13 protein-coding genes and 1 tRNA gene are annotated in these 13,311 nt (G+C 50.6%); 3 read left to right on the top strand and 11 right to left on the bottom strand.

All coding sequences use genetic code 11. The annotated features are described in order from the left end of the window. Position 1: 1 nt before the first annotated feature. Together nrdB and yfaE are read left to right on the top strand one after the other, a co-directional pair. Positions 2–1,153, top strand: coding sequence for a class Ia ribonucleoside-diphosphate reductase subunit beta (gene nrdB, locus GY634_RS03880; RefSeq protein WP_166407277.1), 1,152 nt, complete (start codon positions 2–4; stop codon positions 1,151–1,153). Continuing rightward, positions 1,150–1,464: a class I ribonucleotide reductase maintenance protein YfaE gene (yfaE, locus tag GY634_RS03885; RefSeq protein WP_166407278.1), complete on the top strand. Its 315-nt coding sequence runs from the start codon at positions 1,150–1,152 to the stop codon at positions 1,462–1,464. Before nrdB ends, yfaE begins: the two co-directional genes overlap by 4 nt. Before the next feature lie 62 nt (positions 1,465–1,526). Here the strand turns inward: yfaE and GY634_RS03890 are convergent, their stop codons facing one another. The 5 genes from GY634_RS03890 to GY634_RS03910 are packed head-to-tail and all read right to left on the bottom strand — an operon-like array spanning position 1,527 to position 7,362. Beyond that, positions 1,527–2,399 (bottom strand): phosphonopyruvate hydrolase, encoded by an 873-nt coding sequence (locus GY634_RS03890; RefSeq protein ID WP_166407279.1) that lies wholly within the window; start codon positions 2,397–2,399, stop codon positions 1,527–1,529. Positions 2,400–2,412: 13 nt separating this feature from the next. Next, complete coding sequence (locus tag GY634_RS03895) at positions 2,413–3,639, bottom strand: pyridoxal phosphate-dependent aminotransferase (protein WP_166407280.1); 1,227 nt, start codon at positions 3,637–3,639, stop codon at positions 2,413–2,415. A gap of 7 nt (positions 3,640–3,646) precedes the next feature. Then, positions 3,647–5,305, bottom strand: coding sequence for an ABC transporter permease (locus GY634_RS03900; RefSeq protein WP_242683595.1), 1,659 nt, complete (start codon positions 5,303–5,305; stop codon positions 3,647–3,649). Beyond that, positions 5,302–6,366 (bottom strand): ABC transporter ATP-binding protein, encoded by a 1,065-nt coding sequence (locus GY634_RS03905; protein WP_166407281.1) that lies wholly within the window; start codon positions 6,364–6,366, stop codon positions 5,302–5,304. Before GY634_RS03905 ends, GY634_RS03900 begins: the two co-directional genes overlap by 4 nt. A gap of 12 nt (positions 6,367–6,378) precedes the next feature. Continuing rightward, positions 6,379–7,362, bottom strand: coding sequence for an ABC transporter substrate-binding protein (locus GY634_RS03910; RefSeq protein WP_166407282.1), 984 nt, complete (start codon positions 7,360–7,362; stop codon positions 6,379–6,381). A 121-nt stretch (positions 7,363–7,483) separates the two neighbouring features. On the opposite strand from GY634_RS03910, the gene GY634_RS03915 reads away from it, so the two are divergent. Next, positions 7,484–8,380, top strand: coding sequence for a LysR family transcriptional regulator (locus GY634_RS03915; protein WP_166407283.1), 897 nt, complete (start codon positions 7,484–7,486; stop codon positions 8,378–8,380). Positions 8,381–8,425: 45 nt separating this feature from the next. Here the strand turns inward: GY634_RS03915 and GY634_RS03920 are convergent, their stop codons facing one another. The 6 genes from GY634_RS03920 to glyA all read right to left on the bottom strand — a co-directional run bounded on the left by GY634_RS03920 (position 8,426) and on the right by glyA (position 13,155). Next, positions 8,426–8,674, bottom strand: coding sequence for a DUF2061 domain-containing protein (locus GY634_RS03920; RefSeq protein WP_242683596.1), 249 nt, complete (start codon positions 8,672–8,674; stop codon positions 8,426–8,428). 117 nt (positions 8,675–8,791) lie between these two features. Next, the gene (locus GY634_RS03925; RefSeq protein ID WP_166407284.1) at positions 8,792–9,946 is read right to left on the bottom strand and encodes an MFS transporter; all 1,155 of its coding nucleotides are present in this window, start codon (positions 9,944–9,946) and stop codon (positions 8,792–8,794) included. A gap of 179 nt (positions 9,947–10,125) precedes the next feature. Further along, a tRNA-Ser gene (locus GY634_RS03930) sits at positions 10,126–10,216 on the bottom strand. 39 nt (positions 10,217–10,255) lie between these two features. Continuing rightward, complete coding sequence (ribD, locus tag GY634_RS03935; protein WP_242683597.1) at positions 10,256–11,377, bottom strand: bifunctional diaminohydroxyphosphoribosylaminopyrimidine deaminase/5-amino-6-(5-phosphoribosylamino)uracil reductase RibD; 1,122 nt, start codon at positions 11,375–11,377, stop codon at positions 10,256–10,258. A 19-nt stretch (positions 11,378–11,396) separates the two neighbouring features. Continuing rightward, positions 11,397–11,870, bottom strand: coding sequence for a transcriptional regulator NrdR (nrdR, locus tag GY634_RS03940; protein WP_166407285.1), 474 nt, complete (start codon positions 11,868–11,870; stop codon positions 11,397–11,399). Between the two features lie 34 nt (positions 11,871–11,904). Next, positions 11,905–13,155, bottom strand: a complete 1,251-nt coding sequence (glyA, locus tag GY634_RS03945; protein ID WP_166407286.1) for a serine hydroxymethyltransferase — start codon at positions 13,153–13,155, stop codon at positions 11,905–11,907. Positions 13,156–13,311 lie beyond the last annotated feature (156 nt).

Raw genomic sequence — 13,311 nt, forward strand, 5'->3', positions numbered from 1 at the left:
CATGAATGACAGTACTCACAGTACGTACAGTACGTTTTCTCGCAACGATAACGATCAGCTCAAAGAACCTATGTTCTTTGGGCAGCCCGTTAACGTTGCGCGTTACGACCAGCAAAAATACCCCATTTTTGAGAAACTGATCGAGAAGCAACTCTCGTTTTTCTGGCGTCCTGAAGAAGTTGATATCACTCAAGATCGTATCGACTACCAAAAGCTGCCCGAGCACGAGAAACACATTTTCATCAGCAACTTGAAGTACCAAACACTGCTGGACTCCATTCAAGGCCGCAGTCCTAATATGGCTTTCCTGCCATTGGTATCGTTGCCTGAGCTAGAAACATGGATTGAAACGTGGGCGTTTTCCGAAACCATTCACTCACGTTCCTACACTCACATCATTCGCAACATTGTGAATGATCCATCAGTTGTGTTCGATGACATCGTACGTAACGAGAACATCAAGCTGCGTGCAGCCGATATCTCGTCCTACTACGATGACTTGATCCGTGATGCCATGTTCTACTCGCAGTTGGGTACAGGCAAACACATGATCAACGGTGTAGAGCATGACATCAATCTCTACGCGCTGAAAAAACGCATGTACCTGTGCATCATGAATGTGAACATTCTTGAGGCCATCCGTTTCTACGTGAGCTTTGCGTGTTCCTTTGCTTTTGCCGAGCGCAAACTGATGGAAGGTAACGCCAAAATCATTCGCTTAATTGCGCGTGACGAAGCCTTGCACCTCACTGGTACACAGCATATTTTGAACATCATGCGCTCCGGCCAAGATGACCCAGAATTTGCTCAAGTCGCTCAAGATTGCGAACAAGAATGTTTTGACATGTTCAAAGACGCCGCTAACCAAGAGAAACAATGGGCAGAGTACCTGTTCCGTGACGGCTCCATGATCGGCTTAAACAAAGACATCCTAAGCCAATACGTTGAGTACATCACCAACATCCGTATGGAAGCAGTAGGTTTGAAACCCGCCTTCGAGCGCATCAAAAACAACCCTATTCCTTGGATCAACACGTGGTTGTCGTCAGACACAGTACAAGTAGCCCCACAAGAAGTAGAGCTGAGCTCGTACTTGGTGGGCCAGATCAACGCCGAAGTATCGGTTGACGACCTGAGCAATATCGAACTGTGACCAGCGTCACCACCAGCAGTACAGTTCTACATGTACTGGACGGAGAAAGCTTGCTGGAAGCACTGGAACGCACCGGCCACGAGGTCGAATTCCAGTGCCGCAGCGGCTACTGCGGCATGTGCAGGGTGCCATTAATAGATGGCGAGGTGGAATACCCAGATCCACCTTTGGCCTTTATAGGGCCATCTGAAATCCTACCCTGCTGCTGTCGCGTTACCAAAGCGATCACCATAGAATGCCGGATCACCAAAGCCCCTGTGCAATTGCAGTTTGATATGCCAGGCCAGCAGTTGGAACTACCGGAAGAATAAGAAAAAAGCCCTCACAGTTTGTGTAGGGCTTTTTTCTTGGGTGCGGGCATCAGTGTTTGGGTTTAGCGTAAAAACTCGCTCTCCAGCTTACGCATCGCTGCATCACCTTGCAGATCCAAAATATCTTTCACTGTGGGCAACTGCGCATTCACGTTTTGTATGCCGCCATCCGCACGTATTTGCGCAAACACCGAACGCATGGCGTGTACCGCAGCACGAATGGCGTGATTACCGTAAATCACAACAGCCACTTTTTTTAGATCGCGAATGGCCTGTTCGGTAAGTTGTGGATAGGCGGTTGGAACTAACACCAGCGGTACCTTGCCTGACCAACCCTCAGTAAATGCGATGATTTCGTCTGGCGTTTTTTGCTTAGAATGAATCAAGATGGCATCAGCGCCTGCTTCCGCATAGGCCTCTGCTCGGCGCAAGGCTTCGGCCTGCCCCAAGCCGGCTATCAGTGCTTCTACGCGCCCCACCACCACAAAGTCAGGATCATGCCTGGCAGCACACGCTGCGGCAATTTTCCCTTGAAACTCTTCAATGCGCACCAACTCTTGACGGCCATCGCTGCGCAAGCTGGTATCTTTTGGAAAGCTTTTATCTTCCATCACAATGGCTGAAGCACCCGCCGCTTCGTACTGTGGCACGACGTAGCTAACGTTAATGGCATTACCAAAACCCGTATCAATATCAGCAATCAACGGGATGGAGGTGCGCTGGGCTATCGCACGCATCATGTCTAGGTGCTGACCCATAGACAGAATATTGGCATCAGGCACTGCAAAACTTGCCGACAGTTCAAAGCCACTACCCCAGATGGCATCAAAACCAGCCTCTTCAGCTAACAGTGCCGCTAAAGGGTTGTGTGCCGCCATAGCGGTTTGCAAAGTACCGTTTTCTAATGCTGAACGTAAACGCTGATGTTTAGTCATGATTTTTTGTCTCCTAGAACGATTCGCAAGCCGTTTTAATGCGGCTTAATGCCACCTCTAAATCGCTATCTGAGGCGGCATACGATAAGCGTAGATAACCTGGCAAACCAAAGGCAGACCCCGGCACACCAGCCACACCCGCCTCGCGCAACAGGTACAACGCAAAATCTTGATCCGTCGCGATCAACTGACCAATGGCATTACGTTGCCCCAGTAATGCTTGGCAATCAATCAGCGCATAGAACGCACCATCTGGTTTAAGGCAGGACAACCCTGGGGTTTGCTCTACAGAGGCCAACAAATTATCGCGTCGACGTTGGTAATGGCTGACAAATTTCTCTAAGAAATCCATAGGACCGTCTAAGGCTGCAATGGCTGCATACTGACTGATGGTGCAGGTATGCGAGGTAGCCTGCGACTGCACCAAGTTCATGGCTTTAATCAGTTCAAGCGGGCCTGCGGCATAGCCCACACGCCACCCTGTCATCGCAAAGGCTTTAGACACGCCATTAATGGTTAAGGTACGTTCGGCCAAATCGGGAGCAACCGCTGCTGGTGTGGCAAAGGCCACGTTTTCATAGCGGATTTTCTCGTAAATATCATCGGCCATCACCCACACATGCGGATGACGACGTAGTACTTCAGCCAACGCCTTCAATTCGTCTACGCTGTACACCGCACCACTAGGGTTTGATGGTGAGTTCAACATCAACCATTTGGTTCTAGGGGTAATGGCCTCTTCTAGCTGTTCGGGAGTGAGCTTAAATCCGGTATCTGCACCACAACGTACTAGCACGGGTTTGCCACCCGCCAACACCACCATTTCCGAGTAAGACACCCACGCAGGTACGGGAATCACCACCTCATCGCCCGCTTGTACGGTAGCTTGCAACGCGTTGTACAGCGTTTGCTTGGCCCCGCAACCGACTTGGATTTGATCGGGGCTATAACGCAAGCCGTAATCACGTTCAAACTGTCTACTGACGGCTTCACGTAACGCCAACAACCCAGCCACTTCCGTGTAGTAGGACTTATTTTCATCAATAGCCTGTTTAGCGGCATCCAGCACATGCTGCGGAGGAGCAAAGTCAGGCTCCCCCTGACTCAAGGTAATCACATCGCGCCCTTCTCTACGCAACTGATTCGCCAATCGGGTCATTTCTTTGGTTGCGGACGGCTTGGCAGATAACACCCGCTGAGCAAAAAAGCCGTGGTCCTGATAAATGGAGCTATGGTCCATGGGAGTCCTATATTTTTAATCTACAAACAAAACGAGCGAACAATAAGGGGATAAATATGCTTAGCAGCAAGATCACACTGTATGCACTAGCTTGGGCCAGTCGCCCACTATCCACCAACTGAAAAATCTCAATAGGCATGGTGTTCATGCCACCAAAATACAAAACCACGGTTGCAGACAACTCTGACAACGTTGTGATCCACATCAGCACAGCTGCTGCCCATACCGCAGGCATTACCAAGGGCAACACCACCCGCACAAAGCTACGAAATGGCGATACACCCAAGCTAATAGAGGCTTCTTCTATAGACGACTTCAGGTTGAACATGGGGCCCATCGCCGCACGTACGCTGGTGGGCACACGGCGCAAGAAATACGCCAAGCCCATAATCATCCATGTACCAGTTAGCACTAACCAACCGCTGTTAAACGCATTAATTAACGCTATACCCAACACCGTGCCAGCAATGGTCAACGGCAACATCACCACAGCATCTAAACAGTGGGTTAACCACGAAGGTCGCTTGGTGATTAAGTACGCCGTTAACACCGAGAACACCACCCCCACTACGGTGGCAATGGTGGCTAAAAATAACGAGTTATACAAAGGCTCTGGTGCACGCATCAATGCGTACTCCACGTGCTTCAATGTCCATGACCCATATCGCAAAACAGGCCCTACCGACTGGGTGAAAGCCGTAATGCACACCACAATGACAGGCACTAATGACACCAGCACCACGCTACTGACAAAAGTCACCGCCAACGCTGCCGATATACCTGTAATTCGAATAGCCACCGGTGCACGGCCTGATTCCATTTGATATTGCCGGCGCTCTACCACCGTTTTTTGCACGATGACTACCAACAACCCCAACATAATCAACACGGTTGCCAACGTACTTTGCATTTGAGGACTGCCCCCCATTTCGCTGACAAATTCGTTGTACGTCTTCACCGCTAAAACAGGAGTATGCGCACCCAGCAACGCCGGTACACCAAAGTCACCAATCACATGCATGAATACAATCAGTGCGCCTGCACCAATAGCCGGCAACATCAAGGGTTGCGTAACGGTCAGCAGCACATGAAGCGGTGGTCTACCCAGGCTAGTGGCCGCCTCTTCTAACGACCTGTCCATACTTTTCAAACCAGCCAAAATGGGCACAAACGCATACACATAGTTGGTCAGCGTCATCACAAAGATCAGCCCCCACCATGAGAACAAGGAAGGCAGTTGTACATCCCAGGTGCTTAACCAACTGTTCACTACACCTTGCTTGCCCAACACCACTATCCACGACGCGGCTACCACCACATCAGGCACCACCAAGGTGAGTAATGGCAACGCACCAATTAGCGCCGCCACGGGGAAAGACAACCTAGCCAACACTACCGCCAGCGCACCACCCAATAGCACGCTCGTTACGGTAACAGCCACGCCTAAAATCAGTGTATTGACCAACGCGTCACGGTAGGAGGCTTCTGACCAAAAGCGCTGAAACCCCGTCAACGAAAATTGGCCCGATTCATCTTGCCAAGCATCTACCATCACGCCCAGAATGGGCCACAATAAAAAATAGCCCAATACCAGCAAACTCAACAGCGCCCACGCCAACCAAACCGGATCACGACGCAAAGAGCCTAATAGAGCTGACGCCATCATTCACCCCTTACCAGTACCGCATCAGCAGGCACGGCCACCCATACCTGATCATGGGCTTTTTTACTGGAACCATAAGTGTGACTCCATGCGTTCAACCACAGCTCACCACATTCAGTGCGAACTTTGTAACGCGTGAGTGCGCCCAAGAACTCCACCGTGAGAATCTGCCCTGCAATGACAGCCTCTTGCGACTCTGAACGCTCTACAAAACGCAGCTTTTCTGGACGCACAGCCAAGCACAAACCCGGCTCCCACGCTCTGGAATGGTTAGAGTGCAGCACCCCCGCACTGCTGCTAAAGCGCCTAATTTCCGCCACGTTTTTAATCAGCTCTTGCTGCAGAGGAATAATGTTCGCGCCGCCTACAAAATCTGCCGTAAAGCGTGTTTCTGGCTGTGCATAAATTGCACTAGGTGTACCTACTTGCACCACTTCACCACTGCGCATCACCGCAATATGATCCGAAATAGATAGCGCCTCTTCCTGATCGTGGGTGACAAAAACGGTAGTTAAACCAGCCTCTTTTTGCAACTCACGCACCATGTCGCGCAGCTCTACGCGCAGCTTCACATCCAGTGCGGATAGGGGCTCATCTAACAACAAAATACTGGGCTTAATCACCAAGGCTCGTGCCATAGCGACTCGTTGGCGCTGCCCACCCGATAACTCGGACGGCATACGGTCTGACAAGGTTGCTAAGCCCACTCTACCCAACATTTGCACAGACGCGGCTTTCGCATCGGCCTTACTGTAGCCCCGCGCCACTAAGCCATAACTCACGTTATCCAACACCGACCTGTCGGGGAACAAAGCGTAATCTTGAAACACCATTCCCACATTACGTTTGTGGGCAGGAATACGCGTGACGTTTTGATCACCAAAATAGATCTGCCCCGCATCAGGGCGCACAAAACCAGCCAACATGCGTAGCAAGGTGGTTTTGCCGCACCCAGACGGCCCCAACAAGGTGAAAAAGGAGCCGCTGGGAATGGTCAACTGCAACTGATTAAACAGTTGCTGACGACCGTAAGACTGCGAAATCGAGGAAAAAACAAGTTCCATACTTTCCTCAAATTAGCGAGCAGCAACCAAAGCACGCCACTCAGCCAAAAAGGCCTCACGCTCTGCGCCCATTTGTTGGTCGCTAAGCTCAAACTGTTTGATGCTGCCCAGATCAGGTAAATCCACTACGCTGTTCACCGAGATATCGTCACGTAATGGACGACGGAAGGCGGTACTCAACACCAAAGTTTGTGCATCTTTAGAGGCCAAGTAGTCATACAGTTTCTTAGCGTCATCCGTATTCTTACCGTCTTTAATCAGCGCCATGCCTTCAGGTGATAAGAAAGTGCCTTCGGCTGGATACACCAACTGGATTTCGTCCATGCCACCATCTACATATTGGTACGCGGCATATTCCATCGTGACACCAACCGGAAACTCACCCAAGGCCACACCCTCGTACGCACCCGCTGTAGTGCCGACAAATACGGCGTTCTGCACTATTTTTTTGTAGAGCTCTTCACCCATCAAGACTTTCAAACCATACAACGCCACATACGACGAACTGCTGCGCTCGGGGTCAGGAATAACAATTTTGTTTTTCCACTCTGGCTGCGCTAAGTCTGCCCAACTCGTGGGTGCTTTCAAACCATTGAGCTGTTTATCATTCACCATCAATACGCTGACATGCGTATTGGTGCCTAGCCATAACTGCTCAGGGCCATGAAATGCGGCAGGAATTTTCCCAGCTTCGGCTGTTTGGTAAGACTCAAAATACGGTGCATATTGCGACAAGGTAGAAAACCCGCCCGACCAGAAAATATCGCCCAACGGATTTTGTGCCTCTGCCTTAATGCGCTGCATCAACGCGCCGCTACCTGCTCGTACGACTGAGACTGAAATATCGGGATGTTTTTTGGTGAACTCATCAATAACGCGATTCACTACCTCTACGTTATTTGACGAATACAGCACCACCTCACCAGCCTGAGCAGAGCCAAATGCACCTGCCATTACCATGAGTAAAACTGATAGTTTATGTGTGAGTTTTTGCATGAAAAGCTACCTTTTTCGCAATTGAAACGAGATTTTCATACATGCTATATAGGCTATATGACTAGGAAGTTACATCCCACCCCAACTATGCGCACAGCGCTATCAAGGATGAGTTTTAGTCATGATGAAGGATCTACCGCTCACAGCATTGCGCGTTTTTGTGGTTGTTAACCAATACGGCAGCTTCACCAAAGCAGCCCATGCATTGGGTATTACACAAAGTGCTGTGAGCAGGCACATTGCCCACTTAGAACAAGTGTTCAAAGCCCCTTTATTTTTACGGCAAGGCCCTCGTATACGCCCTTCCATCATCGGGCAACAATTACATGACAACATCAAAGATGCCATGATGACCATTGAGCTTACGGCTCAACAACTGGCGCAAAAAAATCAGCATCACAATCGTCTGCAAGTACGCACCTCTACCCCCAGCTTGGCAATGACCGTCATCGTGCCTATGCTAGGTTCGTACACCCAGCAAACCGGTGTGCAAATAGATTTAATCACCTCGCTCTCTGCACCCTGCATGCAAGACAACTATGACGTGCTGATTAGCCGAGACCTGCACTTAGAGGGTTGCGAGCATTGGGAGTTACTGCAGGAAGATTTGATTTGTGTTGGGCAGCAAGAGTTGATTCATCGCGTGCAGCACCTACCACCTGCACAATGGCCTTTAGTGACATCCAGATCTCGCCCCGATGTACTCACTCATTGGTCACTCACCTACGGTGTCAGCCCTGATCAGCTACAGGTATGCGCCACCTATGATCATTTGTTTTTTGCGATATCAGCAGCCATCGCTGGCTTAGGCCTTCTGGTGGTGCCTAAGGTCTTGGTACTGGAGGCATTAGAAAATAACAGTTTGCGTGTTGCCCCTGTGGATATCCATTCCACCGGCGCTTGTTACTCTGCCTACATTAATCATCAAACCCAGCACTTAGACACCGCACGCCACTTTTGTCGCTGGCTAAAAGCCAGCTTAAAAGAGCGTAGTGCCCCCCATCACATCAGTCAGTAAGGTCGTAGGTAAACACAGCAGACCTTACTGATTGCATTGATAAAGTTATGCTGCTGTGGATACAACGGCTACTGGCGCATGGGTGTCCACTGTGACGTGCGCTTGTTGGCGACGCTGACGTACTCGTTCCCACAACTTATCGTGCAACGGCATCAGGGTCACATTACAAATAGGTTCTACCACGGCAGCGATGCCCCCCACCGCCAGTGAGCCTGTGAACGCATACGTCACGGCAAAGGCCACACTCATGTGAAGGCATATTTGGCTGGCTTTAAAGGCGATTAATTGCATCATTCTGCTCCTAAGACTAGAACTCCATTTTAATGAGAATAAATCTTATTTGCAGTAAATTATTTTTACTGACACTATAGCCACAGGCTATGGCTGTTAAGTAGGTACAGCCCTGCATTCTTAGGCACCCTGTATAGCGCGACGACGAGCACCGCCCAGCCACACCAAGCCTAGACCACCCGCAGCCAACACCGCACCAGCCAGTGGCACCGCCACATACCCCAACCCTTGCCCTATCACCACACTACCCAATGCAGCACCTACTGCATTACCTAGATTGAAGGCACCCACATTCACTGACGACGCAAGGCCCGGTGCTTGTGCTGCTGCCTGCATCACCCGCATCTGCACGGGCGGTACGATACCAAAAGCAGCAGCGCCCCACACCACTAAGCTAATAGCCGCACCAATTTTCGTCGTCATCATAAAAGGCATCACCATCATGATGGCAGTCAAAGCACCAAGAATAAGTTTGGTTGCCCCGTCCAGAGACCAGTCCGCCAACTTACCGCCAATACTATTGCCCAAAGTGAAACCCACACCAATCAACACCAACGCAAAGGCCACAAAACTTGGACCAGCATGGGTAATATCAGCCAGAACAGGCGCTATATAGGTATACAGCGTGAACATCGCCCCAGCCCCCAGCACCGTTGTTCCCATGGCTAATAACACCTCGGGACGGCTCAGTACCTTCAGTTCACGACGCACATCCGGGCGCTGACCTGGCTCTCCTTTAGGCAAAGCCACCCATAACGCAGCAATAGTAATCAAACCCAACATTGCCGTACCACCAAAAGCCACACGCCAACCTACCTGCTGACCAATCCACGTTGCAGCCGGTACGCCACCCACATTCGCGATCGTTAGGCCCATAAACATCATGGCAATAGCACTCGCCTGTTTATCTTTAGGCACCACACTAGCCGCCACTACAGCACCAATGCCGAAGAAAGCACCGTGATTCAAACTGGTGATTAAACGTGAAAGCAATAGGGTTGTGTAGGTAGGGGCAAAAGCGGATAACAGGTTCCCTATGGTGAACAGCACCATCAATGCCATTAACGCCCCACGTTTACCAAAGCGACTAAATAGCAAGGTCATCACAGGAGCCCCCACCATCACCCCAATAGCGTAGGCCGAAACCAGCATGCCAGCAGTCGGTATACCGACCTGCACACCATCAGCAATCACAGGCAGTAAACCCATAGGGGTAAATTCAGTGGTGCCGATGGCAAACGCACCAATGGCGAGGGCAAACAAAGCAAGAGGCATGATTTCAATCCAGTGTGTATTTCAATGGATGACATTGTCTCAAGTTAATATTTGCCGATTAAGCCTAGTATCTAATAAACACTATTGAAATTTATTCAACAATAAAAATGGCTCTCCATCAGCAACCCGAAGCCCAAACGCAAAAAAGCCCTTGATTTCTCAAGGGCTTTTTAAAATTCTGGCGGACAGGGGGGGATTCGAACCCCCGATACGCTATAAACGTATACACGCTTTCCAGGCGTGCGCCTTCAACCACTCGGCCACCTGTCCTATCTGTTACTGCCAAGCCTGCTATTATAGCTAAGATTACTAAAAAAGCAAACCTTCCTGTAAAGACACCCAACGTTGGGCGTCGCGTAGCAATAAACGCACATCTTTGCCCACGCGCAATGCATCGTGAAACTCAAAGCGACGTGCGGCATCCAACTGCTGTAGCTCGGGCAATACCACTAAAGGCTGCCCCGGTCCCAACAATGTAGGGGCAACATAGCTGATGATTTGATCTACCCTACCCGTTTGCAGCATCGCCCCACTAAAGAGCCCACCCGCTTCTACATGCACTTCATTAATGTCCTGCTGATCTATGTAGGCAAGCACGTCTGTCAAATCGGCATGACCGTTTACATCCCGCCCAACCTGGATCACGGTGACATTTTTTTCGCTAAGCAATTGTGCTTTAACGGGGTTATGCGTACTTGTGAACACCCATACTGGATCGCCGTTTAGCAACGCAGCATCTACTGGCAATCGTAAGTGTGTATCCACCACAGCTCGTATAGGTTGGCGTGGTGTATCTATCCCACGCACATTCAACAGCGGGTTGTCGGCCAACACTGTACCTATGCCGGTTAGGACTACGCACGATCTAGCACGCCAGATGTGGCCATCTTGTCTAGCTTCAGGTCCCGTAATCCATTGAGAGTGACCATTCAATAGCGCGCTACGGCCATCCAGCGACCCCGCTAGCTTCAACCATATCCACGCCTGCTCGCGCAGCATACGGGAGACAAACCCTGGGTTTTGCTCTAAGGCGCCATCGGCGCACACCCCTGTTTGCACTGGAATGCCGGCCTCTTGCAAGGCACGTATGCCTCGCCCGGCCACCAATGGATTGGGGTCTAGCAATGCCACAACCACCCGCGCCGGCCTAGCTTGAATCAGCGCTTGTACGCACGGTGGCGTACGGCCGTAATGGCTGCAAGGCTCTAGCGTGACATAGACCGTGCAGGTGGAGATATCTACATTATTCGCACGTGCTGCAGCCAACGCCATCACTTCGGCATGTGGCCCACCAGCTTGCTGGGTGGCCCCCATTGCAACAGCCTGATCGCCTTGTACGATCACGCAACCCACGCGTGGATTAGGCGAGGTTAGGTGCATGACAGACTGCGCTTGCGCTAGGGCTAGCTGCATCCATTTCACATCACTCACGCTACTCACCGCGGTCTCGTTAGTCAGGGGTATGGTTCACCGGGCCATCCTGCATTTCTTGGATGGTACGCATGAACTCATGAATATCATTAAAACTTTTGTAGACGGAAGCAAAGCGCACATAGCCCACTTGGTCTAGTTGCTTAAGCTCGTCCATGGCCAGATCACCAATGTGCTCAGTGGATATCTCTCGTTCACCACTGACCATTAAGCGCTCGATAATTCGACGCACTGCGGCATCTACATCAGCACTGGCGACAGAACGCTTGCGCAACGCCAGATCTAAGCTGGCACGCAAGCGTTTGTCATCAAATTCCATACGGCTGCCATCTCGCTTGACCACCGCAGGCATCAACAACTCCATGCGCTCGTATGTGGTAAATCGGCGATCGCAGGCCGCACAACGGCGACGGCGTCGAATAGAATCGCCTTCTTCTGATACCCGGGAGTCTACGACTTGGGTATCACCATTTCCACAAAACGGACATTTCATCGTCTAAAAAGGCCCCGAAGGGCCGCTAGTAATATTACTTAGCACTATACACTGGGAAACGCGCCGTGAGTTCATTGACTCGTTGGCGAACAGCCTCAATGTTGGCGGCATCATGCGGATTATCCAACACATCTGCAATCAGGTTAGCCGTCAACTCAGCTTCAGCTTCTTTGAAACCACGTGTTGTCATGGCTGGTGCACCCAGACGAATACCGCTGGTCACGAATGGAGACTCTGGGTCGTTAGGGATAGCGTTTTTGTTCACAGTGATGTGAGCTTCACCCAATACGCGTTCAGCATCTTTACCATTAATGCCTTTAGCACGCAGGTCTACCAACATAACGTGGCTTTCTGTTCTGGAAGACACGATACGCAAACCACGTTTAACCAATGTTTTGGCCATCACGTCAGCGTTTTTAACGACTTGTGCTGCGTATTCTTTAAAGCTAGGCTCTAATGCTTCTTTGAATGCTACGGCTTTAGCAGCAATCACGTGCATCAATGGGCCGCCTTGAATGCCTGGGAAAATAGCGGAGTTAATCGCTTTTTCGTGCTCGGCTTTCATCATGATCACGCCACCACGAGGACCACGCAACGATTTGTGCGTCGTAGTAGTAACGAAGTCAGCGTGAGGAACTGGGTTGGGGTATGCACCACCAGCCACCAAACCGGCGTAGTGAGCGATATCCACCATGAACAATGCACCGTTTTCGTGTGCAATACGTGCCATGCGTTCAAAGTCGATACGCAGGGAGTAAGCCGATGCACCACCCACGATCAATTTTGGTTTGTGTTCTTTAGCCAGCGCTTCCAACTGGTCGTAATCCAACTCTTCGTTGGCATCCAAACCGTAAGGAATGAAGTTGTACAGTTTGCCCGAAGCATTAACAGGGGAACCGTGTGTCAGGTGACCGCCTTCAGCCAAGCTCATACCCAAAACGGTGTCGCCGGGTTTCAGCACAGCCATGTACACGCCTTGGTTAGCTTGAGAACCGGAGTTAGGCTGCACGTTAGCTGCTTCAGCACCAAACAGTTCTTTCAAACGATCAATCGCCAAGCGCTCGACTACGTCCACGTACTCACAACCGCCATAATAACGACGACCTGGGTAGCCTTCTGCATACTTGTTAGTCAGTTGGGTACCCTGAGCCTGCATGACTGCTGGGCTAGCGTAGTTTTCCGAAGCAATCAGCTCAATATGCTGTTCTTGGCGGGTGTCTTCTTTCTGGATTGCGTCCCAAAGAGCGGGGTCTACAATATCCAGCGTACGTGAACGATCAAACATGAGAGATCCTAAAAAATAAGGAAACTGAAATGAATCCGTCATTTTAGCGCCTAAGCGTTGCCTAGGGCTGAAATAAGAGAAAGGTGGCACTCAAACCGCAACGCTTCTTCCAAAAAAAGACAGTTGCTTGAACGAGTCCCACCTTTTAGGTGAATT

It is taken from the genome of Paenalcaligenes suwonensis (genome assembly GCF_011290505.1).
Lineage (GTDB): Bacteria > Pseudomonadota > Gammaproteobacteria > Burkholderiales > Burkholderiaceae_B > Paenalcaligenes > Paenalcaligenes suwonensis.

Bases quoted from the DNA above. Each gene is read 5' to 3' on its own strand.
- nrdB (WP_166407277.1), top strand. From the start codon at position 2: ATGAATGACAGTACTCACAGTACGTACAGTACGTTTTCTCGCAACGAT.
- GY634_RS03890 (WP_166407279.1), bottom strand. From the start codon at position 2,399: ATGACTAAACATCAGCGTTTACGTTCAGCATTAGAAAACGGTACTTTG.
- GY634_RS03895 (WP_166407280.1), bottom strand. From the start codon at position 3,639: ATGGACCATAGCTCCATTTATCAGGACCACGGCTTTTTTGCTCAGCGG.
- GY634_RS03900 (WP_242683595.1), bottom strand. From the start codon at position 5,305: ATGATGGCGTCAGCTCTATTAGGCTCTTTGCGTCGTGATCCGGTTTGG.
- GY634_RS03905 (WP_166407281.1), bottom strand. From the start codon at position 6,366: ATGGAACTTGTTTTTTCCTCGATTTCGCAGTCTTACGGTCGTCAGCAA.
- GY634_RS03910 (WP_166407282.1), bottom strand. From the start codon at position 7,362: ATGCAAAAACTCACACATAAACTATCAGTTTTACTCATGGTAATGGCA.
- GY634_RS03915 (WP_166407283.1), top strand. From the start codon at position 7,484: ATGATGAAGGATCTACCGCTCACAGCATTGCGCGTTTTTGTGGTTGTT.
- GY634_RS03920 (WP_242683596.1), bottom strand. From the start codon at position 8,674: ATGATGCAATTAATCGCCTTTAAAGCCAGCCAAATATGCCTTCACATG.
- GY634_RS03925 (WP_166407284.1), bottom strand. From the start codon at position 9,946: ATGCCTCTTGCTTTGTTTGCCCTCGCCATTGGTGCGTTTGCCATCGGC.
- nrdR (WP_166407285.1), bottom strand. From the start codon at position 11,870: ATGAAATGTCCGTTTTGTGGAAATGGTGATACCCAAGTCGTAGACTCC.
- glyA (WP_166407286.1), bottom strand. From the start codon at position 13,155: ATGTTTGATCGTTCACGTACGCTGGATATTGTAGACCCCGCTCTTTGG.